20 protein-coding genes are annotated in these 23,542 nt (G+C 65.6%); 10 read left to right on the top strand and 10 right to left on the bottom strand.

Features of this window, described 5'->3' with window-relative positions; translation table 11 throughout:
- Nucleotides 1-11 precede the first annotated feature (11 nt).
- Together fadD1 and AC5Y7D_RS03860 are read right to left on the bottom strand one after the other, a co-directional pair.
- Complete coding sequence (gene fadD1, locus AC5Y7D_RS03865; protein WP_499921831.1) at nt 12-1,604, bottom strand: fatty-acid--CoA ligase FadD1; 1,593 nt, start codon at nt 1,602-1,604, stop codon at nt 12-14.
- Entirely contained in the window at nt 1,601-2,236 is a 636-nt protein-coding gene (locus AC5Y7D_RS03860; RefSeq protein ID WP_499921829.1) for a TetR/AcrR family transcriptional regulator, read from the bottom strand. Before AC5Y7D_RS03860 ends, fadD1 begins: the two co-directional genes overlap by 4 nt.
- Nucleotides 2,237-2,747: 511 nt before the next feature.
- On the opposite strand from AC5Y7D_RS03860, the gene AC5Y7D_RS03855 reads away from it, so the two are divergent.
- From AC5Y7D_RS03855 to AC5Y7D_RS03825, 7 genes are all read left to right on the top strand, one after another.
- Nucleotides 2,748-2,912 (top strand): hypothetical protein, encoded by a 165-nt coding sequence (locus tag AC5Y7D_RS03855; RefSeq protein ID WP_499921827.1) that lies wholly within the window; start codon nt 2,748-2,750, stop codon nt 2,910-2,912.
- Between the two features lie 61 nt (nt 2,913-2,973).
- The gene (locus AC5Y7D_RS03850) at nt 2,974-4,908 is read left to right on the top strand and encodes a PPE family protein (protein WP_499922167.1); all 1,935 of its coding nucleotides are present in this window, start codon (nt 2,974-2,976) and stop codon (nt 4,906-4,908) included.
- 130 nt (nt 4,909-5,038) lie between these two features.
- Nucleotides 5,039-6,253, top strand: coding sequence for an FAD-dependent oxidoreductase (locus tag AC5Y7D_RS03845; protein WP_499921825.1), 1,215 nt, complete (start codon nt 5,039-5,041; stop codon nt 6,251-6,253).
- A gap of 217 nt (nt 6,254-6,470) precedes the next feature.
- Nucleotides 6,471-6,719, top strand: a complete 249-nt coding sequence (locus AC5Y7D_RS03840; RefSeq protein ID WP_499921823.1) for a hypothetical protein — start codon at nt 6,471-6,473, stop codon at nt 6,717-6,719.
- 90 nt (nt 6,720-6,809) lie between these two features.
- Entirely contained in the window at nt 6,810-7,970 is a 1,161-nt protein-coding gene (locus AC5Y7D_RS03835; protein WP_499921821.1) for an iron-containing alcohol dehydrogenase, read from the top strand.
- A gap of 81 nt (nt 7,971-8,051) precedes the next feature.
- Nucleotides 8,052-8,738 carry a TetR/AcrR family transcriptional regulator gene (locus AC5Y7D_RS03830; protein ID WP_499921819.1) on the top strand — a complete coding sequence of 229 codons (687 nt, stop codon included), beginning with the start codon at nt 8,052-8,054 and terminating at the stop codon, nt 8,736-8,738.
- Nucleotides 8,739-8,822: 84 nt separating this feature from the next.
- Entirely contained in the window at nt 8,823-9,794 is a 972-nt protein-coding gene (locus AC5Y7D_RS03825; RefSeq protein WP_499921817.1) for an enoyl-CoA hydratase/isomerase family protein, read from the top strand.
- A gap of 37 nt (nt 9,795-9,831) precedes the next feature.
- Here the strand turns inward: AC5Y7D_RS03825 and AC5Y7D_RS03820 are convergent, their stop codons facing one another.
- Together AC5Y7D_RS03820 and AC5Y7D_RS03815 are read right to left on the bottom strand one after the other, a co-directional pair.
- Entirely contained in the window at nt 9,832-10,308 is a 477-nt protein-coding gene (locus tag AC5Y7D_RS03820) for a DoxX family protein (protein WP_499921815.1), read from the bottom strand.
- A 41-nt stretch (nt 10,309-10,349) separates the two neighbouring features.
- Complete coding sequence (locus tag AC5Y7D_RS03815) at nt 10,350-10,670, bottom strand: Rv3488 family transcriptional regulator (protein WP_499921813.1); 321 nt, start codon at nt 10,668-10,670, stop codon at nt 10,350-10,352.
- 79 nt (nt 10,671-10,749) lie between these two features.
- Here AC5Y7D_RS03815 and AC5Y7D_RS03810 point away from each other — a divergent pair, with 79 nt between their 5' ends.
- Complete coding sequence (locus AC5Y7D_RS03810) at nt 10,750-11,490, top strand: hemerythrin domain-containing protein (protein ID WP_499921811.1); 741 nt, start codon at nt 10,750-10,752, stop codon at nt 11,488-11,490.
- Here the strand turns inward: AC5Y7D_RS03810 and AC5Y7D_RS03805 are convergent.
- The 4 genes from AC5Y7D_RS03805 to AC5Y7D_RS03790 form a co-directional block, all read right to left on the bottom strand.
- A complete protein-coding gene (locus AC5Y7D_RS03805) occupies nt 11,483-12,583 on the bottom strand; it encodes a glycosyltransferase (protein ID WP_499921807.1) in 1,101 nt (366 codons plus the stop codon). The genes AC5Y7D_RS03810 and AC5Y7D_RS03805 overlap by 8 nt on opposite strands.
- 79 nt (nt 12,584-12,662) lie before the next feature.
- Nucleotides 12,663-13,532, bottom strand: a complete 870-nt coding sequence (locus AC5Y7D_RS03800) for a DUF4344 domain-containing metallopeptidase (RefSeq protein ID WP_499921806.1) — start codon at nt 13,530-13,532, stop codon at nt 12,663-12,665.
- Nucleotides 13,533-13,604: 72 nt separating this feature from the next.
- Complete coding sequence (locus AC5Y7D_RS03795) at nt 13,605-14,747, bottom strand: serine hydrolase domain-containing protein (protein ID WP_499921804.1); 1,143 nt, start codon at nt 14,745-14,747, stop codon at nt 13,605-13,607.
- Between the two features lie 29 nt (nt 14,748-14,776).
- On the bottom strand, nt 14,777-15,853 hold the full coding sequence (locus tag AC5Y7D_RS03790) for a hypothetical protein (protein WP_499921802.1): 1,077 nt from the start codon (nt 15,851-15,853) through the stop codon (nt 14,777-14,779).
- 231 nt (nt 15,854-16,084) lie between these two features.
- On the opposite strand from AC5Y7D_RS03790, the gene AC5Y7D_RS03785 reads away from it, so the two are divergent.
- Both AC5Y7D_RS03785 and AC5Y7D_RS03780 read left to right on the top strand, forming a co-directional pair.
- A complete protein-coding gene (locus AC5Y7D_RS03785) occupies nt 16,085-18,916 on the top strand; it encodes an MMPL/RND family transporter (protein ID WP_499921800.1) in 2,832 nt (943 codons plus the stop codon).
- Entirely contained in the window at nt 18,913-19,788 is an 876-nt protein-coding gene (locus tag AC5Y7D_RS03780) for an SDR family NAD(P)-dependent oxidoreductase (protein ID WP_499921798.1), read from the top strand. Before AC5Y7D_RS03785 ends, AC5Y7D_RS03780 begins: the two co-directional genes overlap by 4 nt.
- A 1-nt stretch (nt 19,789) precedes the next feature.
- On the opposite strand, the gene AC5Y7D_RS03775 is transcribed toward AC5Y7D_RS03780, so the two are convergent.
- Together AC5Y7D_RS03775 and AC5Y7D_RS03770 are read right to left on the bottom strand one after the other, a co-directional pair.
- On the bottom strand, nt 19,790-20,716 hold the full coding sequence (locus AC5Y7D_RS03775) for an antibiotic biosynthesis monooxygenase (RefSeq protein ID WP_499921796.1): 927 nt from the start codon (nt 20,714-20,716) through the stop codon (nt 19,790-19,792).
- Between the two features lie 15 nt (nt 20,717-20,731).
- Nucleotides 20,732-23,446: a helix-turn-helix transcriptional regulator gene (locus tag AC5Y7D_RS03770; protein WP_499921794.1), complete on the bottom strand. Its 2,715-nt coding sequence runs from the start codon at nt 23,444-23,446 to the stop codon at nt 20,732-20,734.
- Nucleotides 23,447-23,542: the final 96 nt, after the last annotated feature.

The raw sequence follows: 23,542 nt of genomic DNA, 5'->3' as shown, positions 1-23,542 counted from the left end.
GCATTGAGTCGTCAACGGCGAGCCTGGGTCTCGATGCGGTACGCGGTACCGCGTTCTTCGCGCACCCACAGGACTTCGTCGGCGCCGACGGCGGTCCCCTGGGCGATCAGCTGACGTTTGAGCACTTTGTGGGTAGCGGTGCTGGGCATTTCCGCCGTGATCCGGATGTAGCGGGGTCGCGCTTTGGGGGACAGGTCGGCTTGGGCATCGAGGAAGGCTTCCAGCGATTCCGGGTCGAACGGGCGACCCTCGTGCAGCACGACGGCCGCCATCACCTGGTCACCCACCCGGTCGTCTGCCACGGCATACACGGCGACTCGGTTTATCGCATTGTGGCGCAGCAGGATTCGTTCAATCGGAGCGGCTGCCAGATTCTCGCCGTCCACCCGCATCCAATCGGCGGTGCGCCCGGCGAGGTAGATCCAACCCTGGGCATCCCTGTATGCGAGATCCCCGGACCAGTACATCCCGTGCCGCAGGCGTTCAGCGGTGGCCTCCGGATCGTTGTAGTAACCGGCGAACAGGCCCGAGCCTGTGGTGTTGACCAACTCGCCCACCGCGTCGTCGGCATTGATGAGTGTCCCGTGCTCGTCGAACTGAGCCACCTCGCACTCGGTGACGGTCTCACTGTGGTAGACGGCGACCCCCGCAGCGCCTTTGCCGATCGAGCCGGGCGGGGTGCCGGCCTCGCGTATCACCACGACGGCGTTCTCGGTGGAGCCGAAGCCGTCCTCGACCTGCACGCCGAAGCGACGCGCAAACTCCTTGATGTCTTTCTCGTTGGCCTCGTTGCCGAACGCGACCCGCAAGGTGTTGTCCGCGTCGTCGTCGCGCTCCGGGGTGGCGAGGATGTAGGCAAGTGGCTTACCGACATAGTTCATGTAGGTGACGCCGTACCGGCGCACATCGGAAAGGAAACTGCCCGCCGAGAACTTCGCCGGCACGATCGATGCGCCGGATGCCACCGCGGGTGCCCATCCGGCGACCACCGCGTTGGAGTGGAACAGCGGCATCGACACGTAGCAAGTGTCCTGCTCGGTCAAGGCAAACCGTTCGGCCAGGTTGATCCCGGCGAACGTGGGCATCAGGTGCGACACCGGTACCGCCTTGGGGTTCCCGCTCGTTCCCGAGGTGAAGATCATCATGAACGGGTCCATCATCTCGACCTGCCGGTGAGGAACCAGTGGACCGGCGCCGGCGACGAGGTCCGCCCACTGCGGTGAGGATGTGTCGAACAACTGCGTTCCGGGCAAATCCAGCCCGTCCAGCAGCGCGCGGTGCTCGGCATCGGTCACGACTATCTGGCAGTCCGCGCGCCGGATGTCGGCGGCCAGTGCCTCACCCCGCCGGGTGGTGTTCAGCCCGCACAGGACGTAGCCGCCCAGCCCCGCGGCCGCCATCTGTATCAGCATAACGGGCGTATTACCCAGCAGCGAACCGATGTGCATCGGCCGGTCGGCGTCCGCCAGAGCCAGCAGGGCTGCCGCCTGCGCCGCCGCCTGTGCCAGGTATTCACTCCAAGTCCATTGCAAGTCAACATATTTGACGGCGATCCCGGAACTCGACAGCCGGTGCCGCAGGAGTGCCTGAATCGTGTCGCTCACGGCGCTGAATCCGTCGGCCGATCGAGGTAGCTACTCACTACGTCGACGAGCAGCTGGCGCTCCTTCGTGGTGTCGACGGGCCGGTGCATCACCAGCTGGTTGGCCACCATGCCGCGCAGGGTGGTCAGCAGCAGCTCACCGATGGCTGCGGTCCGGGTGGGGCCCAGATCGCGGTCGATGCTGGCGATCAACGTGTTGAACGTCTTGCCGAGCCGCCGGATGTGCTTGGTGGTGCTGGTGCCGCGGGTCGCCCGGGTGCCGGTCAGAATTTCGGTCGCAGCGCGTGCAGTGGGGCTCGACATCGCCGTCCAGGCTGCCGTCACGGCAGCCTCGACCCGCTCGCGCGTGGTGGTGTGCTCCGTCGCCGGCGGCAGCGACTGCAACGCCTCCTGTAGCTCGGCATAACCCCGCTCCACCACCGCCATCAGCAAGCCGTCGCGGTCACCGAAGTGATATTGGATCACGCCCCAGCTGACGCCCGCGGTGTCGGCGATGTGCCGACCGCTGGCTGCCGCGATGCCCTCGCTGAGGACGATCTGGACGGTCACATCGACCACGTGAGCGCGCGTGCGCTGGGCTCGGACCTGATGGCCGTGGGCGGGCCGGGTCGGAGCGGCTCGTCCGGACACCATCACCAGTCACCTGCCGCCATGCAGCCGGGGCTGCCGTCATCAAAACATTGCACATGCCAGGTTATGCCCGCAGCTGGGCGGGGCTTACCCCGGGTGACGGTGCGTCGCGCCTGTCTCAGGCGCCGGTATTCCGCCTGCGTGCGGATAGTTATTTGTGTCCGGAGGCCGAAGCGCGCCGAAACGTAAATTTACTTTACATCGCGCGCTCCGCGGCTATTCAATTGGCGAGATGTCAATTCACGCCGCAGTTTGCGGGATGAATTGGCGTCATTGCTGCGATCATCGCCAACCGGCCGAAGTCGTTGGGGCACGGTGCCATTAAGGCACGCCAGCAGCAGGTGCTGCGCGGCTGGGGGAGCCCCCGTAACGCACTTTCAAACGCTCCGGTGACCATTCGCACGCGGCAGAATTTATTCCAACTACTTTTCTCGAAAACCTTTTCTGGACGCCGTGCTGCGGATAACATCCCGGCACATAACGAGCCGAAACCTCGCCGAACGAAAGGAACGCGGTGACGAAGATGCGTAACAGTGGTGGCTCTCGAGTGTTGGCACAGGTGGCAGCGGCCGTGTTCGTCGCAGCGATGCTCGCCGGTTGTGTGCGGGCCGGCAATGACCTCGGTGGTGCGCAGGCGGTGCCGGTGGGTCAACCGAGCATCGGACACATCGGCGGCTAGGAATCCGTCGTTGACCCGCCTGTCGGCAGGGTCATTTCAGCTTCGCGAAGGACAACAGACCGTGCTGCCGAATTTTTCTGTGCTCCCTCCCGAGATCAATTCCGCGCGCCTGTACACCGGTCCCGGTCCCTTTCCGATGCTGGCGACGGCAACCGCATGGGATGGGCTGGCTGACGAATTACGCTGTGCCGCTAGGGCTTTTGAATCGATCACCACCGGGTTGGTGACCGGATACTGGCAGGGGCCGGCTTCGCTGGCGATGGCTGGCGCCGCGGCACCATACCTTTCCTGGTTGAACACCGCAGCCAGGCACGCCGAGAGCGCGGCGGCTCTGGCCCGCACCGCGGCGTCGGAGTTCGAGACCGCGGTGGACGCGGCAGTGCATCCTGCGCTCGTCACGGTGAACCGCTCCCAGGTGGTATCGCTGTTGGCATCCAACCTGTTCGGTCAGAATGCTTCGGCGATTGCAGCCGTGGAATCACTGTATGAGCAGATGTGGGCCCAAGATGTGACTGCCATGGCGGCCTACCATGCCGGGGCCAGAGCGGTCACCGCCGAGTTGTCGGCGTGGCAGCAACGGCTGCCGAGCCTGCTGGACTTGGGAACACCCGCCTTGGAGCCGTCCGGCAAGGCGGTGGCCAATACCGCGGCGGCGCAGACGGTCGCTGAGGTGATGGGGGGCAGTGGCATCCCGATTCCGTCGGCCAGGTATGTGCAACGCGCGTTCGAGCTCTATATCTCCAACATCGCCCCCGACTCGGTTGCGCGCGCACTCTTCACCCCTGAAGGGTTGTATCCGGTTGTCGCGATCAAGAACCTGACCTTCGACGCCTCGGTCGCCCAGGGTGTCACGATTCTGGACAACGCAATCCGGGGGCACCTCGCGGCGGGCGACAACGTCTCGGTGTTCGGCTACTCCCAGAGCGCGACCATCGCCTCGCTGGAGATGGCCAAGCTCGCGGCTTCTATCAATCCGCCAAGTCCGGAACAGCTTTCGTTCACCCTGATCGGCAACCCCGGCAACCCGAACGGCGGCATAGCCGCGAGATTCCCCGGGGTCTCATTTCCCAGCCTCGGGGTGACAGCTACCGGTGCAACACCGGACAACCTCTACCCGACGCGCATCTACACCATCGAATACGACGGAATTGCCGACTTCCCGCGCTATCCGCTCAACATCGTCTCCACACTGAACGCGATCGCGGGTACGTACTACCTGCACCAGAACTACTTCTTTTTGACGCCGGCACAGATCGACGCTGCCATACCGTTGACGAACACGGTGGGTCCGACGATGACGCAGTACTACATCATCCCGACCCAGAATCTGCCATTGTTGGAGCCGGTGCGGGCGATACCAGTGCTTGGCAACCCGGTGGCGGACCTCGTCCAGCCTAACCTCAGGGTGATCGTCAACCTCGGCTACGGCGATCCGGCTTACGGATACTCGACGTCGCCACCTAACGTGCCCACCCCGTTCGGGGTCTTCCCGCAGGTCAACCCCCTTACAGTGATTGATGCTCTGGCGGCCGGGACCCAGCAGGGGCTGACCGACTTCGGCTACGGCATGACCCGTCTCGATATCCCTGCGGTCGACGTGGCGAGTCTGCTGGGACCGAGCGGCACGGCGGCATCCGGCGGCGTTCTGGCTGCTCCGGCGATATCGATCGACAGCATCATCGACGGCATCCAAACCGCCAATACCGAGGTCGTGGACACGATCACCCGGTCGGTGGGAACCGGATACCAGGTGCTGCTGCCGACGGCCGACCTGGTGAACGCACTGCTTACCACTGCACCGTCGTGGAACGTGAACCTCTTCCTCGAAGGCATCAGGGAGTTCGCGAACGGTGACCCGATGGGTCTGGTCAATGCGATCGGTTACCCAGTCACCGCCGACGTGACGCTGATCACCGTAGCGGTAGCGCTGGAAATCCTGCTCATCGTCGGTGCCGCTCAACTCATCGGCGCCGATATCTCAGCACTCGTCGCCTGATGATTTAACCGACCGTCGTTCTCCCTGCCCACCTGCCCGGGAGCTCTGCGTACTGCCCATGACGCACATCGGTGAAAGCGGATGGCAGGAAGTCGGCAGCGGTGTCGCCGGACCCTATGCTTGAGCGCAAATGGCGGATAAGACGACGTGCGCAATCATCGGAGGCGGTCCGGCGGGCATGGTCCTCGGGCTGCTTCTGGCACGTGCCGGTGTCGACGTCACCCTGCTGGAGAAGCACGGCGACTTCCTGCGTGATTTCCGTGGCGATACCGTGCACTGCTCGACCATGCGATTACTCGACGAGTTGGGTTTGTGGGAGCAGTTCTCGCGGCTGCCGTTCAATGAGGTACGTAAAGCCAGCTTCGAACAGAACGGGCGCTCGGTTACCTACATCGACTTCGAGCGACTGCATCAACCCCATCCGTTCATCGCCATGGTTCCGCAGTGGGATCTGCTCAATCTGCTTGCCGAAGCCGCCACTGCGGAGCCCACCTTCACGCTGCGGATGAACACCGAAGTCACGGGACTGCTCAAGGAAGATGGCCGGATCGCCGGGGTCAGGTACCAGGACGAAGACGGCCCGGGTGAACTGCGCGCTGAACTCACCGTCGCCTGCGACGGCAGGTGGTCGATCGCCCGGCGCGAGGCGGGGCTGCAAACCCGTGACTACCCGGTGAAGTTCGACGTCTGGTGGTTCAGGTTGCCGCGCGACGACGACACGGAGTTCTCCTTCCTGCCCCGCACCGGTCCGGGCAAGGCGCTGGCTGTGATCCCGCGAAAGGGTTACTTCCAGATTGCCTACATCGGAATGAAGGGCACAGACGCACAGTTGCGTGCTCAAGGCATCGAAGCATTCCGGCGCGGCGTCGCAGCTCTGGTGCCCGAGGCTGCGGCATCGGTGGGGGAGTTAGCTTCCATGGACGACGTCAAGCACCTCGACGTCAAGGTCAATCGGTTGCGCCAATGGCACCGCGACGGGTTGCTCTGCATCGGTGACGCCGCGCATGCGATGTCACCGCTGGGCGGCGTCGGCATCAACCTGGCCGTTCAGGACGCCGTCGCCGCGGCGACCATATTGGCCGAACCGCTGCGGCGCCACCACGTCACCGGGCGGGACTTGGCAGCGCTGCGGCGTCGCCGTCTATTGCCAACGGTGATAACGCAGTTCGTGCAGCGGATGCTGCATCGTGGGCTGCTCGGACCGTTGCTCCGTGGTGCCGACCCGGCCCCGCCGGCGGCCCTGCTCCGGTTGGTCGAACGGTTGCCGTGGCTCTCCCTGGTGCCTGCGTACTTTGTCGGCGTCGGGGTGCTGCCCGAGCATGCACCCGCGTTTGCCCGCCGTTGACCGGTATCAGTCAGGAGTGGCACCCCGCTGGCGCGGTTAAGTTGCGGAGCCGGCCCATGTCGTGACACACGCTACAACGGACCAGTGGTTGGAAGTCGGTAAAGAGGGGTACCACATGTAGTGCTGACATCCTCGGCCGGATTGTGTCAGGCGCCAAAGTGGCGCGAGCGCCCGTTGTGGCGAGGTAAGGACGGGGCCGGGAAGAGGAGGCGACATCATGGATATGAAGAAGATGGTCGGCACGGCATTGATGGCCGGCGTCGTGGGAGCGGGCGCACTCGGGGTAGGTGCAGGCACCGCCCAGGCCAAGCCCGGGCCGAACTTCCCGAACCCTCCGGGGCCGGGCGTACCCAGGGTTGACGACAACAACTGGCGTCCGGCACCTGGGCAGATAAAGCAGTTCTGCCCGTGGCAGTCGCCACCCGGTCAGTGGATCGGCGGACCGCACGGGATTCCCTGCACCTGATCTTCCCGCTCTACTGGGCCGCCCCCACCGCTCGTCGTAGTGTTTCTGCTGTGGCCGCGAGGGGCGGCTCAGAGCGCAGGGAAGGGATGAATGGCGACAGCCGCCGCATTTCCTCGGCATATCCGGCTCGGTGGCGGCGCGCTCGTGCAGTTGGGCGATGTGCTCGACACACTGGCAGTGCGCCGTCCGCTGGTGGTGACTGACCGTTATCTCAACGAAACCGGTGCTGCCGCACGGGTACTGGATCTGCTGGGCGCGGCGGGCCGGCCCGCGGCATTATTTGACCGCACGGTCGCCGACCCGACGACCGCCTCGCTCGATCAAGGCCTTGACGCGTTGCTCGGGCACCGAGCGGACTGCGTCGTCGGATTTGGCGGCGGAAGTCCGATCGATACCGCGAAGGCGCTGGCCGTGCTCGCGTTACAGCCCGGGCCGATGCGAAGGTTCAAGGCTCCCGGCAGCTACGCGGGGCCTGCCCTGCCGATCATCGCAATCCCGACCACCGCCGGAAGTGGTTCGGAAGCAACGCAATTCACGGTTATCAGCGATAGCGACAGCAACGAGAAGATGTTGTGCCCCGGGCTGTCGTTCCTGCCGGTAGCCGCGATCGTCGATTTCGAGCTCACCATGACGATGCCGCCGCGACTTACCGCGGATACCGGTGTGGACGCGTTGACCCACGCCGTCGAAGCGTATGTCAGCCGCCGCGCCAATCCCATCAGTGACGGATTGGCGTTGTCGGCCATCAGGGCAATCGCGGCGCATCTGAAGCGGGCCTATCACGACGGCTCAGACGCCAAGGCCCGCTCGGCGATGATGGCGGCAGCCACCCAGGCCGGAATGGCCTTCTCCAACTCCAGCGTCGCGCTGGTGCACGGGATGAGCCGTCCGATCGGCGCGCATTTCCACGTCGCGCACGGATTGTCCAACGCCATGCTTTTCCCCGCCATCACCGCATACTCGGTTGCCGGCGCGCCCGGGCGGTACGCGGAGTGCGCCCGGGCCTACGGGGTTGCCGACGCGGTGACGAGCGATGGGATTGCCGCTCGCTCGCTCGTCGTGGCCCTCACCGAATTGTGCGCTGAGCTTGAAGTGCCCACCCCCAGGTCGTACGGCATCGACAGTGCCGCTTGGCAATCGCTGATCCCGTTGATGGCCGAACAAGCGGTGGCATCCGGTTCGCCGGCCAACAATCCCGTCGTTCCCGCGCAGGCGGAGATCGAAGCGCTTTACGCGCAGGTATACGGCTGACCGCCGCTCGCGCGGGCGCGCCCCTTTGCTGACACTACATATATAGAGTAACGTCTGCGCTCAACCCGAAACGGATTGGCGATGGACAAGCGACGAAAACCCAACCCGGCCGAACGCCGTCGTGACCTGTGCGATGCCGCGATTCAACTGCTGGCCGACGATGGAGCCAAGGGGTTGAGCCATCTCAAGGTCGACCGCAAGTGCGGCGTACCGGACGGCACCACGTCCTTCTACTTCCGAACCCGGTCGGCGTTGTTGCTCGCTGTTGCTGAGCGGTTGGCAGAGCTGGACCTGGCGAACCTGCAGTCGGTCGCCGACGGGGCCCGCTCAGTCGGGCGGAACAACCGGCGTCGATCGTCCTCGCTGCTGTCGCAGGTGGTGATCCAATCCGGTTGCGAGCCGGAACTTTCCCGAACCAGAGCCAGGTACGAGCTGACGATGCAGTCAGCCCGTGACCCGGCATTGGCCGCCGCGCTGGCACACAGCACCGACGCCTTCACCAAGCTGCATCGGGAGATCCTCGTCCAGCTGATGCCGCGCGGGGCGGAGCTGGATCCGGCCGTGGTCGAGGACTTGAGCAACATCACGCTGACGTTCATCAACGGCTTGCTGCTGCGTTTCGCCCACGGCGATCGGATCATCGACACCGCCGAACAACTCGACAAGATCCTGGCGGCGATCGCCGGCGGCATCCTGAAGAGTCCCGCCAAAGGACAGCTGACCGGTCCTGGCGATGCGAGCCCGCGACCGGTCACCGGCGGCAATTGAATCACATTGCCACACAGTCGTTTTCGCTTCCCGTAGCCGCGGCCAGCGCGTTCAAGCGAAGACCTCGAGTAGAGAGAGAGTCATATGCCCGATTACGACTACGAAGAGATGAAGAAGGAAGCCGAGCAGTACATCAAGTTCGAGAAGGACGTCAAGAACCGGATCGCCTACATCACGTTCGACCGTCCCGAGGCGCAGAACTGCACCACAATGGGGATGCGACAGAACTACGCCGACCTGATCCACAAGTGCAACGTGGACGATGATGTGAAGGTCGTGGTGATACGCGGCGAGGGCGAGGATTTCGGCAGCGGCGGGGATTTGCCCGAACAGCGGGGAATGCTGGAGAACCCGGGCATGCCGCTACTGCACGAACTGGCGATCAACGATGATGAGGTGAAGTACCCGCCGGGAGGGTCGTACCGCTACCTGTCCACGGTGACCGACTTCTATGCCAAGGCGCGCGCGGGAAACCGTCCCCTACAGGAACTTCGGAAGATCAGCATCATCGAGGCCAAGGGGTACTGCTACGGCTGGCATTTCTATCAAGCCGGTGACGCCGACCTGGTCATCTCCTCCGAGGACGCGCTGTTCGGACATCCTGCGTTCCGGTATGTGGGTTGGGGACCACGACTGTGGTGGTGGGCGGAAACCATGGGCCTCCGGAAATTCTCTGAAATGCTGTTCACCGGGCGTCCTTTCAGCGCCAAGGAGATGTACGAGTGCGGGTTCATCAACAGCGTGGTGCCACGCGACAAACTCGAAGAGGAGACGGCGAAGTACGCCCTGGCGTGCGCACGTTGCCGCCCCACCGACACGGTAGCGGTGCAGAAGACCTTCCTGGAGCTCTACAAGCAACACAAGGGCGAATACTTCGGCAGCCTCCTCACCGGAATGGTCGAGGGGATGCTGCCCCTGATCGCCAACGATCAGGAGAGCGAAGTCGATCTCACCGAGGGCACCTTCAACCAGGGGCTCAACAACGTGGTCAAGGACAATGACCTGAACTTCCCGCCCGAGTGGCGGTTGAGCCGTTCGGGCCGCAAGAAGCCCTGATGACGGTGGCCAACGACTTGGTGCTTGCGGCCGCAGATCAAACCCGGTGAGCGGCAGACAGGCGACCGTCGACGGACAACGTCCCGGCGCCGACGGCAAGGAGAAACACGCTGCCACACAGCTGGGCCAGGTCGACGCGCGATTCGTGGATGAAGTCCCACCAACCATGCTCGGCGCGAAACAGGGCGGCATCCCCCCACAGGATCGGTAGCTTCGTGATCAGCAGCGCCCCCAACATGTCGACGATCATCGGCACGGCGGCCAGCCGGGTCAGCAGGCCGGCGAGGAGCATTGCACCACAGGCAATTTCAGCCACTCCGTCAAGGGACGCGAAGAAGTCGGACGCCGGAATCCCGGCCCTCCGGAACCGGCCGGCTCCCAGCGTCTCGGGGCGCAGGAATTTCAAGGCTCCTTCCGCGGCGAATACGATGCCCACATAGAGCCGGATGAGCACTACCGCGGCAGGCGCGCGCGTCGCGGTTAACCGGCCGAGCCAGGGAGTGTGTTGAGTCATGGAAATTCCTTGTCCGTCTTGGCGCGTGCGGTCCTCGCAGATCACCTCTGCGGAGGGCCCGACTCCGGACCGCCGAGGATTTCCGCGGCCAACTCGGCAAGCGCCGCGCGCTCGTCATTGAGCGCCGCCTGCCCCGGAACTGTGATTTCGTAAACGCGTCGAGTGCGTCCGTCGACCACTTCCTGGCGGGACGTCAGCAGACCCTCCTGCTGCATGCGGTGCAGCATCGGATAGAGCCTGCCGGGCGAGATCTTGTAGCCGTGAGTAGCCAGCTCCTCGGCCATCCACGCGCCGTGTACTGGCTCGCTACTCGCGTGGAAGAGGATGTGCAGACGAACTGCACCGCGCAGGAACTGGCTCAATGATTCTTCAGCACCCCATTCCGTATCGGTCTACGATATCGATAAACGATATCAGGCCGGGTTTCAGCCGGCCGCCAACATGCTCAGCCACCCGAGGGGCTTTACCTTGACCGAGTTACCGCCTGCCGTGGGACGACGGCACGTCCTGAGGATCTCGATGGCCGCGGCCGGAGGGATCGCCGTATCGGCATGCGGCGGGGGTCAGCCGAACCACGGTCAATCCGCACCGCTTCCGGCGGAGGAGAATCCGGTCACTCCGCCGGAGGACTTGATGCGTGAGCATGGTGTCCTCAAGCGGATTCTGCTGGTCTACCGAGAAGGGATCCGGCGTCTGCAGACAGGCGATCAGGTTCCCACTGATGCTTTACATGCCGGCGCGGAGATCGTCCGCAGCTTCATCGAGGATTATCACGAACACCTCGAGGAGCAGTACGTGTTCCCTAAGTTGGAGCAGGCGGGCAGGCTCACCGACATCACCGCCATCCTGCGCACCCAGCACCAGCGCGGTCGCACGCTCACCGACCGGGTGCTGGCCGCCGCCACCGGCACGCCGAACCAGGCTGCGCGGGCGGCACTGGATCGAGACATGGCGGCATTCATCCGAATGTACGAGCCGCACGAGGCGCGGGAAGACACCGTGGTATTTCCCGCTCTGCGAGACGTGATGGCTGCCAAGGACTTTCGTGACCTTGCCGAGACGTTCGAAGACGAGGAACATCGCCTGTTCGGCCAGGCCGGGTTCCAGGGGATCGTCGATAGGGTCGCGGATATCGAAAGAAGTCTCGGCATCTACGACCTGAGTCAATTCACCCCTATCTAAACGTTGTCAGCATGCCCGCCGCTGATCGCTGCCAGGGAAACATTTCAGCCCGGTGCCGCGCGCAGACGCGACGGTGACGCTCGGGCCGGCCGGCGAGGTCAAGGATCGCATCCGCGATGGACGTCGGGTTGTTGTCCGCCAGCGCCCCGCTGTCCGCGGTGACGATTTCGGTCAGGGCCGAGGTGCGCGACACCACCGCCGGCGTGCCGCACGCCAGCGACTCGAGCGCCGCCAGCCCGAAGGTCTCGTGCGGCCCCGGCGCCAACGCCACATCAGCGGTGGCCAGCAGTGCGGCAACCGCCCGCCGGTCAGCGACGTAGCCGGTGAATTCGATCGGCAGGTGGGCGGACTGGCGCTGCAGCCGAGCCCGCAACGGGCCCTCGCCGACGACCACCAGCCGGGCATTGACACCAAGATCGCACAGCGTAGCGAGCGCGTTGATGCTGCGATCGGCGCGCTTCTCCACTGACAGGCGCCCGCAGTGCACCAGCAGAAGCTCGGACGGGCTGGCGAAGCGGCTCCGCAGTTGCGTGCTGTGCCACCTGGGGTGAAAGGTCCTCAGGTCGACGCCGAGCGGGACGGTCACGGTGTTGGTTGCGCCGATCCGGTCGAATTCCTCCCGGGCGAACTCGGTGGTGCACACCACGGTGTCGTAGTCGGCGGCGGTGCGCCGGTTGGCGAAGTCGGCGAATCTCCGCGCGGTGCGACGCGGAAGCACCTGGCCGGCAAGCCGATCCAAGCGCTCGTGAGAGATCATGACGGTCGTGACCCCGTGCTCGCGGCCCCACCGACCCAGCGAGCGCAGGGTGAGCCGGTCGGAAACCTCCAGCGCGTCCGGCCGTAGGGACGCCAACTGAGCCCGCACCGGCGCGGGCATGATCGCCCGGTAGCCGCCGGTGCATGGAAGCAGCCGGGCCGGCACCGTGATTCGCACGACACCGGTGTCAAGCCGGCTGCGTTGTGCGCGGGGACCAGGAACCACCAGGAAGACCTCATGCCCCGTGGCGCAGTATTCGGCGCCCAACCGGTCGACCGCAGTCCGCAGACCTCCGGACCGGGGACCGTAGAAGTTGGCGACCTGAACCACCCGCATACCGCGACACAAGCGGGCGGGAATGTGCGGTCAACGAGCGCGGGCCCACGCCCGCTTGAATACTTCGTGAATCTCGGGTTCAGCCGGGTTTCTTCAAGTGCGGACCCAGCATCTGATGCCATGCCTTGGACATGTTCTGAAATTCTTCCTCACAGTTGCCGGCGCGGTCTTCGGGCAGGTCGCCGGAGGCGACGATGCTGGCGTTGGCCGTCGTATCCGACCCGTAGATCCAACACTCCCAGTTGTACATCCGGGTGATGTCCATGGAATGTCCATCCCAGAACGGCAGTTCGTTGGCGTCGCCGGCTTCTTTGGCGCTCAACTTCCAGTCTTGGGCGGTGTCGGTGGCGATGCGCACTCCGCCGGGGTAGGGCTTTCCGTCAGCACCGGGGGTCAGCAACATGAACGCGGACAATTGGTCGGCCACGTCTTCCTCACGTCCGGTGAAGGCCAACTCGTAGATGCTGAGCGTGGCGTGACCGAGTTCGTGGTAAAAGCCCGAGATCGTCGCATCGACCGCGGCATCGTTCGGATTCGGGTTGCCGGAGTTGGCGAAACGCTGCCGGCTCTGCTGGATGTCCTCGTAACACAATTGGATTTCGTTGACGTTGGGGTCCCAGTAGTCGTTGGCCTCACCGCATTGCTTGCCGACGGCACCCACATCGTGCGGCAGATTCAGGGTGTCGCTGACGTGTGCGGCGACCGTCTCCAAAAGCTTTGCGTCGACCATCAATTGGCGACCGGTCTGCGCCTCGGACGTGGTGGCGTCCTCGTAACGAAAGGTCATCTTTCCCGCCGCGGCGGGCTCGCTCGTCGGGTCGCTGGGTGAGGTTCCCGGTGGGCGCTCCTCCGGCCGCGAAGTGGCGCCGGAGTGTTGCCCCTTCGATCCGCCGCATCCGGCCGCCAACAGCAGCGCGGCGCATGCCGCAACAACGAGTCGCCTGTTCATTTCACCAGCCCCCTTCGGTGACGCTGCACGATGGTCTGCCCGGGACCTTTCAGAACGGTACGACACTGGCGGTCAGCCGGTGTTGAGAGCTTCAAAAATCAATGTTCCGTAGGTCGCCATCCGGTCCGAACCCAGGATGCCGGGTCCCATCTTGTTCATCACATAGCTGATGGTGGTGCGCCGATCGGGGCACATCAACACCATCGAGCCACCCCAGCCGCCCCAGAAGCAGATCTTCTCGTCCGGAACCCACGGGAGTGCGGCATTCTTGGCCAGCGCGTAGCCGGTGCCCCAGCGGATGGGTGCCGGCAACACGAGGTCGACGCCGTCGGCCTGCTCCGCGAAGATCAACTCGACCGTCTCCGGCTTGATCAGCTGTACGCCGGATGCCTTGCCGCGCAGTGAAACTGCCGACAGGATGGTGGCCAGGGAGCGCGAGTTTCCGTGGCCGTTCAACGCACCCAGGTCGGCGGCGCGCCACTCCGGCGTGTTTGCCGCGTCGGCGTTGGGCGGTGGCCCGGTGAATGTTCGGCGCATAGGGCTGTCCGGGGGAAGCAGGTCCAGCGGTAACTCGAGGGGTGGGGGGCCGATGATCTCCGCGATGCGGGGGTAGTCGGCCGCCGTGGCGCCGATCTGAAAGTCGGCGCCGAGCGGTTCTGCGATCTCCTCGCGCACGAATTCCCTGAGCGAGCGCCCGGTAACCCGCCGCAGGACTTCGCCGATCAGATGGCCCTGATTGTGCGCGTGGTAGCCGGATGCGGTTCCCGGTTCCCACCACGGCGCCTGTGCGGCCAGGGCGGTCGTGGCCTTGCCCCAGTCGTACATGTCTTCGGTGGCGAACGGCAGGTCCCAGCCGGACACGCCCGATGTGTGGGACAGCACATGACGAAACTCGATGTCCTGCTTGCCGTTCGCGGCGAATTCGGGCCAGTACCGGGCCACCGGGGCGGTCAGTTCGACCAGACCGCGGTCGACGAGCATCAGGCCGGCCAGGCTGGTAACCGTCTTGGTGGATGACCACACGTTGACGATGGTGTCCTCGGCCCACTCTTTGGTCCGTGCGCGGTCGGCGAATCCGCCCCATATGTCGACGACCCGCTCACCCCCGACGTCCACCGTGATGCATGCGCCCGCCTCCTCGCCGGTGTCGATGTTGTCGGCCACAGCCGCTCGGACCTTCTCGAAACCAGGGTCGCAATGTCCGTGAATGTCCATCGGGTGCTCGTCTTTCGGTGTCTGGAGAACTACGGGTTGGAGAGCAGCAGCATGACCCGTCCGCCCGGTGATGGCTCCGGGAAGGCACTGACGTCGAAGCCGTAATACCGGCGCTGCGTGGCAGTGATGTCGTCGATCACCCGTCCGGTGGCCTTGAGGGTGCCGTGCGTGACGTCGGCCATCATCCCTTTGAAATCGGCCACCGACAGTGATTCGGCGAGGAGCAGTGCCTCGCCCCCGGCAGGGAGGCTCACCAGGACCCCGGCGCCCGCGTAGTTGTTGCCGCCGCGACCGGTGCCGCGCGGTGCCCAGTAGATCGGCCCGGACACGACCGTGCCCTGCACCCGCCGGTAGCTACCGGGATGCCCGGTGTCGGCGACGGTGACGACGGGCAGGGCCGCGATGGTGCGCTGCTCCTTCAGCCACATGACACCCAGCGGGATACAAACGATCGCATACATCAGCAGCACCAGCACCAGTACCGGCTTCCACGCCATTTCCCAGCCCAGGCGCCGCGGCGACATCGGCAACTCGCGCATCTGTCCGTCGAGTTCGCGGCGGCCCAATCGCAGGACGTACCAGCACACGATGCGCGCCCCCGCCATCCCGGCCAGGACAACCATCCCGACGATGCCGCAGGCCCGGAAGTAAAAGGTGCTGTCGCCCTGGTTGCGGGTCGCGGCGTACATCACCGCCGGGATCGGCGCCGTCAGCAACAGCAACAGCGCGTAGGACGGGTGGCTGGTGAGGTACGGGTAGGTCACCGTCCAGCCCCGGTTTGCGCCGTAGACGCTCACCGGTCCCACGTCGGCGTGCACCACCGGCGTCCACGAGCCCTCGACAACACGGGGCTTGACCAGGGAACGAACGAACAGGAAACCGAAGAACAGTGAGACCACCAGGGCTGCCCAGAACACCCCGTCGAGCCGCTCATCGGTGCCCGGTACGCCGAACGCGCCGTGAATGTCGATGAGTTTTCCGACGAAGAACGTCAATGGCATGACGAAGAACAGCTCCAGCAGCCAGACTTGGATGAGCTGCGGGATGCGGGAACCGATCCGGTCGAAGGCCAACACACTTCGCCAGAGGAACCGCAGAACGCCCATGACGGGCGACCTTATCGAGTCGCGAATGCAGGTGAGCAGCCTTTGGACGGTAAATGTCGCGATGCGGCGCGGCGCGGGCAAAACCACTGTCGGTCGGGTGGCCGGGGTGGTTGAATTAGCCGACTCAATCGGGGGTTTGCAGCGCGATGTCGATCGAGAAGGTGATACGTCAGGTGAACGGGACGGGCTATGCGGTGATACCCGACGCTTGGCGCAATTGAGGCCTACGCGTTGATCGGCCGCCTCATCTATCGGTTCGCATTGTTGATCGTCGGCGTCTGGGCTTTTGCCGCCGTCGCGGGAAACAGCCTCGCTCCGCCGCTCGAGCGGGTGTTGGCAGACGAGGATCAGCCGTTCTTTCCCGCGGGGACCGCGACTTCGAATGCGGTGCAGCGGTCAGCGGCGGCATTCTCCCAACAGCCCACGGATAACGTGGCTTACGCGGTGCTGGAACGAGATGGTCCGCTAACCGATCAGGATCGGGCGTTCTACGCTCAACTCGTTGCCGCCTTGCGCGCTCAATCCCAACACGTCTACGAGGTAGTGGACTGGTGGCAGATACCCGTGGCTGCAGATGCCGCGGTGAGTCGTGACGGGCACGCCGTCACTGCCACCATGCGGCTGGCCGGCATGGTCGGCACCGCAGAAGCGGTCGAGTCGCTCCAGTTGGCGCGGAGTGTCATTGCGAAATTGCATCCCCCCGACGGTTTACACGTCTACGTCACCGGCCCTGGTGCCGCCGTCATGGATGAATTTGCGGCGATTGACCGACAGATGCAGGTCATCACCGAAACCACCGTGGCCGTTTTGCTGATCCTGCTCCTGATCGTTTACCGCTCGGTCATCGCCGCCTTGGTGCCACTCGCCTCGGTCCTGCTGGGCCTGGCCGCGGCCAAACCCGTGGTTTCGTATCTGGATTCCCGCAACTTGATCACTGCTTCGCTGTTCTCGCTGTCCATTGCCGTCGCCGTGAGCCTCGCGACCGGCACGGGTTTCTCGATGTTCCTGATCGGGCGCTACCACGAACGGCGACTACAAGGTTTCTCATCTGTTGAGGCGTTGGACGACGCATACCGCGGTGTTGCCCCGACGATTGTGGGCTCGGCTTTGATCGTGATCGCGCCGCTGGGTGCGGTTGGATGGTTCAGCCTGGCCCGGATCAGCATTCTCGCGACGATCGGGGTGCTGTGCGCCATCGGCGTGCTTGCCGTCGGTCTGGCCGCACTGACCCTCACACCCGGACTGATTGCTTTAGCGGACCGCGCCGATCTGCTCAAACCGCGGCCACGTAAACGTCTACGCCGGCGGTGGCGGCGCATCGGCACACACGTGGCGCGCTGGCCGGCGCCGATCCTGGTGGCCAGCGGGGTCTTCGTGCTCATCATGCTGATGCCGCTGCCTGGCGTGCCGATCGGTTGGGACGAAAGCGCGGCGACCTCACCGAAAACTGAGGCCAATCGCGGCCTACGGGCGGCCGACCGGCACTTCGCGGCAAACCAGCTGCAGCCGGACGTCGTCACGATCGAGGCTGATCATGACATCCGCAACCCCAGCGGCCTGGCCGCCATCGAGCGCCTCACCGGCGCGGTCATGGCGATGTCGGGTGTCCGGATGGTGCAGTCAGCAAGCCACCCCGGCGGTATGGAATCCAAGCAGGCCGCGCTGTCAGCGACCGGCGGCAATAACGGCGACCGGCTCGACGACTTCTCAGATGAGATCACTTCCCGGGAGGCGACGTTCGCACAACTCGACGCCGCTGCCAGTGACGTGGTTTCCGGGATCGACGGGATCCAGTCGGGTACTCAGGCGGGCGCCTACGCGATCGGTGGTGTCAGCCTGGCTGTCAATCTGACCCAGCAGGCCATCACGCGAGTAAGCGCCAGGTCGGGTGAAGTCGGCGAAATATTCGATCCACTGCGCGGATTCGTCAGCGCGATAGCCGACTGCCCGCAAACCCCCGTGTGTTCGGCCGCTCAAGATGCGGTTCAGTGGGCATCCGCCGTCACCGGCGATTCCGCAAAGCTGGTCGACGCGGCCGAACAACTCGCGAACAGGGCCGCCGATGCGGCCGCCGCCGGCCCAGCCGACCTGAGTTCGGCGATAGCCGGCGCCAGCGGTCAAATGGATCAGGTCAAGGCGCTGGCGACAGACTTGAAAGGCGTGCTGAGGGACGCCCGTCCGGTGCCCGTACAGGAGCTTCCCGCCTTACTCCATCGACTGGCCGCAGTCTCTCAGAACAACACGACTACAGATCTCTACTCGGCGCGGAGGATTCTGACCGACCCGGGTATGCGGCCAGCGTTGAATCAATTCTTTTCGCCGAATGGATACGCCACCCGTCTGTTCATATACGGCAACGGGCAAGAGTGGGGTAACGACGGTGCGGTACGGGCCCGAGCGATAGCGGCCGCGATAACCGATGCGGCCAGAGCAACCAGCCTCAATCCCCAGGCCGTCTACCTGACCGGTGTCGGACCGTCCACCCGTGACCTGCAGGACATCGTGTTCAAGGACCTCACCCTGATGGGCTGGATCACCCTAGGCGTCATCTTTTTGATCGCGGCGGTGCTGCTGCGGAGCGCCCTGGCCGGGTTTCTTGTGCTCGGTTCGATGGCGGTCTCCTATCTTTGCGCACTCGGTGCGAGCGTGGTGGTGTGGGACCGGCTGCTGCATCAGGAATTGCATTGGTCGGTGCCGCCCGTCACGTTCGTGCTGATGGTGGGCATCGCTTCGGGTGGCAACATGCTGTTTGCGCTACGCATCCGGGAAGGCATCGCCGCCGGGCTTCGCACCAGCATCATTCGGGCGTTCGCCGCGACGGGATTGGTCGTCACCGCCGGTGCTTTCGTCGTCGGGATCACCATGTTTGCGCTGGCGATCAGCAATGTGCTCAGCATGGCGCAGATCGGCGTCACCGTCGGACTCGGGCTACTACTGAACGCTCTGGTGATACGGGCCTTCGTGCTGCCGTCCATGCTGGTTCTGCTGGACCGCTGGCTGTGGTGGCCCGGGCGGTCGGCCAGCGACGAGGAGGAACTCGAACCGGCAACCGCGACGACATGAGCCCTGGTGACGGACTGGCCGGATGCAGGGTTGTGGTGGTCGGTGGCAGCCGCGGGATCGGACGCGCCGTCAGCGAGCTGCTCTGCGCGCTGGGTGCCAGGGTCGTGGTCAACGGGCGTGACCCGGGCGCGGTGGGGCGAACTGTCGATGCGCTCACCGCGTCAGGAGGACAGGCGGTCGGCGTGCCCGGGGCAGCCGACGACGCAGGCGTCGCCGCGGGTTTGGTCGCGGCGTGCACAGATGCGTTCGGACGACTGGACGTGCTGATCAACTGTGCCGGGATCGCCGAGCCACCGGGTTCTTCGATCCTGCAGATCTCGCCGCAGCAGTTCGATGCGTTGATCGGTGCGCATCTGGGCACGGTCTTCCACACCTGTCGGGTCGCCGCACCCGTCCTGGCCGGGCAGGGCCACGGTGCGATCATCAACACCGGCTCGGTGGCCTTTCTCGGCGATTACGGCGGCACCGGCTATCCCGCCGGCAAGGGTGCGGTCAATGGGCTGACGATGGCGATCGCGGCCGAATTGAAGGGCACCGGTGTGCGGGCCAACGTGGTGTGTCCCGGAGCCCGAACCCGGTTGTCGAGCGGGCCCGGCTACGAGCAGCACATCGGCGACCTGCACCGCCGCGGAATGCTCGACGAGATGACGATGCGGGCCGCGCTGGACGTCGCCCCGCCGGATTTCGTGGCCCCGGTCTACGCATATCTCGCCAGCGAAATGGCGAGCGGTGTGACCGGTCAGATCTTCGTTGCCGCAGGTGGTTTCGTGGGTCGCTTCGAGCGGCCGACAGCACAGATACTCGGCTATCGCGATCACAGCCATAGCCCACCGTGGTCGCTCGACGCACTGCACGCCATGATCGGCGGCTGACTCACCCGAGCAGCGTGAAAGCCAGCAGCAGCGCCGCGTAACCGGCCACCACCACGGTCGCACCCGCGATGCTGATCCGGGTCGCTGCGCCGTCGATCGGATCGAGCCAGCGCCGGAACGGCCGCGATGCCGCCGGGACCAGAACCCATTGCAGCAGGGCGACGCTGACCACATTGCCGACGAAAATGGCTGTGGCGGTGCCGATTCCGGCTCGGTTCAAGGCGGGGGACAGGGACTTGGAGAGCCCGACCACCGTCGGGTACAGACACAGCACCACCAGCATCGCCGATTTCCATGCCGGCGTGATCTTCGTCTGACCGTCGGCGACACGGACCGTCGAACCGAATGGGGCGCTGCGGGGCAACTCGGCGAAGTCGTGTGTCAGCTCGCCGCGCAGGCGGGGCAGGGCTTGCAGACGCTCCCCAGATCGAATCCACGCGGCGAGCTGCCCGGCGGTACGGAAGCGCAGCACCGACATCCACTGGCCGCTGCGATCTGCCGGAAACAACGCCGTCCCTTCGTATCCGGTGAAGGTCGAACTGACCCCGGTCAGATCACGTTGTGCGGCAACGAATTCACCGTCCTTTCCGGGGGCGACGCGGTGCAGGAACACACCGGCGTTAGCCGGTGGCAACTCGCCCGGGGCCAGGACGAGATCGGCGGCCGAACGCCGGAATCCCTGCTCCATACCCGCCGCGAGCATGGTGCGGCGCTGCGCACCGTCGAGCCAGGCGTCGAGCGACTCGCAGTTCTCGAAGGACACTTCGACGGCCCAGTCCAACTGTCCGCCGCTGTGGACCGATTGGCGCCCACCGACATATCCGGGCGTCTGCCGGGCACCGGCGAGATATCCGTCGACCCAGCCACCGAACCGATCCGGATCCGCGGGCGGGTGAAAGATCGTGATCGCGGTGGCGTCGCCAGTCATGCCAGTTGTCTACCATTACGGATCCAACGACATGCGGATCAGTTCGGCTCGCGACGACAGGCCGAGCTTCATGAAGATCTTGCGCAGGTGATAGTCAACGGTGCGCGGGCTGAGGAACATCAGCGTGGCGATCGCCCGGTTGGTTTCGCCTGCGCTGACGAATCGGGCGATCTGCAGTTCCTGCGGCGTGAGCTGATTGACGGCGCTGACATCACGTTTGCGTGCGGTTTCACCCGTGGCCAGCAATTCGGTGCGGGCCTGTTCGGTCCAGGGGTCCGCGCCGAGTCTCTCGAAGGTCTCGTGCGCCCAGCGAAGATGCTTTCGTGCCTGCGCGCGACGCCGGCGTCGTCGGAGGTTCTCGCCGTACCGCAGCTGGGTGCGGGCGGTGTCGAACGGACGCCCACCCTGCGCGTGCAACTTCAGTGCTTCGGTGAAGTGCTGGTCCTGGTCCCCGTCCTCGGCCAGCAGCCCGTTGCACCGGGCCACCAGGGCCTTCGCCCACGGGGCGCCGGTGTCGTGCGCCCACACTTGCAGACCGGTCAGACGTGCCCTCGCCGTATCGTGACGATGAATGCGCACTGCGGCCTCGACAAAGTCCGGGGTGGCCATCAGCATCACCATCTGGTTGCCCTCCCCGGGAGCCGCACCGGCCAGCGCCTCGAGCCGGTCCAGCGCTTGCTCCGGCCGGCCGGCACCGAGGTCGAGGATGGCCAGCGCCCAGGATGCGATGGCAGCGTGTGGCCCCAGCCGATACAAGATCGCCTGTGCGAGTGCGGTTTGCGCGTGACCGCGGCAATCCGCAGCGCGGCCCTGCACCGCCGCGATCAGCGCCAGCACGGCGTGCAGGTGTGCCGCCGGATTGTGTTGTCCGGTCTCCTCGGCCAGCCGCAGCCCCTCGGTGGCATCCGCCAGTGCCGTTGCGTAGCGGCTCGTCAACGTCTCCAGCATGGCCAGCGGCCCGAGCAGTAGCGGCAGCGTCGCAACCTCGGCGGCGGCACGCAACCTTGCAACGGCCGCGCAGAACAGGTCGATGGCGCGCAGATCGTCACCGAGGAACATCGCCCCCGCGGCTGCACTCATCAAGACCCGCGGCTGCTGACTACCGGTGGCCGAGTCCACGGCCGCACGCAACTTGGCCGCAGTGGCTGTGGTGTCGCCGCTGAGCAGTCCGGAAAGCCCCGTAATGACTTGCCCGGCAACGAATCCGGCGCCCTGGCCAGCCGGCAGGGCCGCCAGCCGGCCGGCGACGTCGTTGACGCGTTGCAGGTCGCCCCCGGCCCAGGCAAGCTGGCCGGCTTCAGCCAGCATCAGCGCTGCCCGTTCCGGGTCTTCCGTACCAACCAGCTCCGAGGCGCCGAGGAGGATGGCGTAGGCGGCCGCCGGGGTGCCGCAGTGGGCTTCGATCGAGCCGGACAGATGGGCGATGCGGGCCCGTAACCCGGCCGCCCCTGCCAGCGGCAGTGCGTGGTCCAGCAGTGCCCGGGCCCGCTGGGGCCGTCCTGCCGACCAGGCGGCCGTGGCCGCATCGGCCAGTCGGGTCGCGCGTAGCTCGGGCTCGGCGGTGAGCACCGCCGACCGTTCGAACGCGGCGGCCGCCGCGTCATGTCCACCGCGCGCCGCGGCGCGGCGGGCCGCTGCCTGCAAGGCGTCGGCCACCGCGCCATCCGGTCCCGTCGCCGCGTTGGCCAGATGCCATGTCTGGCGGTCGGCGTCGGCTTCGAAGCAGGACGCCAGCGCCCGTTCCACCTGTCGGCGCCGCTGCGGGGTCGCGCCGTGGTAGACCGCCGAGCGCACCAGCGGGTGGACGAACGACACGACAGCACCGTCGACCCGGAGCAGCCCCGCTGTCTTTCCGACATCGAGGTCGTCCGCTCCGGCGCCGAGAACCTGCGCCGCGCGCAGTACGCCGTCGAGTTGCCCGCTGTCGTGGGCGGCGGCCACCAGCAGCATGGTCTGGGCCTGCGGAGGCAGTTCGCCGACACGGTCCAGGTAGAGCCGCTCCACATCGGTGCTGACCGGCAGTTGCTCCGGCAGCGCCGAACGCCCCGCGATCTGCTCGGCGGACAACAACCGAGCCAGTTCGGCGATCGCCAGCGGGTTACCCAGAGTGTCGGCCACCAGCCGGTCCCGGACCGGCGCGGCGACCGGCGTACCGGTCCGTTCGGTCACCAGCATGGCGGCGGCGACCGCGTCGATCCCGGTCAGCCGGAGCTCTGGCAATCCGGCTGCGTCGAAACCGTCCCGCGCGGCGGCGAGTATGACGATCCCCTCCGCCTGTACCCGTCGGGCCGCGAATGCCAACGCATCGGCCGAAGGCCCGTCCAACCACTGTGCGTCGTCGACCAGGCACAGCAGCGGCGCCGTTTCCGCCGCCTCGGCCAGCAGGCTGAGCACCGCCAGTGAGATCAGAAACCGGTCTTCGGCGGACACGGGGCCCAGCCCGAAGGCGCCGAGTAGAGCCGCGCGCTGCCGGGCCGGGAGAGCAGCACGGCGATGCATGACCGGCAACAACAGTGCGTGCACCCCGGCGAACGGCAACTGAGATTCGGTCGGGATGCCCACGGTCCGCAGCACCTGCATGTCCCCGGCCTGCGCGGCCGCATAGTCAAGCAGCGCCGACTTGCCGATACCGGCCTCGCCGCGCAGCACCAGCGCGCTGCTGTGCCTGGTCCGCGCGGCGGCCAGCATGCCGTCAATCTGCGCGCATTCCCGCCGGCGGCCGTGCAGCACAGCACCGATCGTAGGACGCCGACCGGCATCAGGACTGGTGACTTCACTGATTCGACGGCTCAGCGGACGGGCCACTCTCAGATGAGACAGAAAGGA

The organism is Mycobacterium sp. NGS49, assembly GCF_059812565.1.
The sequence above is the reverse complement of the archived record's forward strand: the minus strand, read 5'-3'. Positions and strand labels throughout refer to the sequence as shown.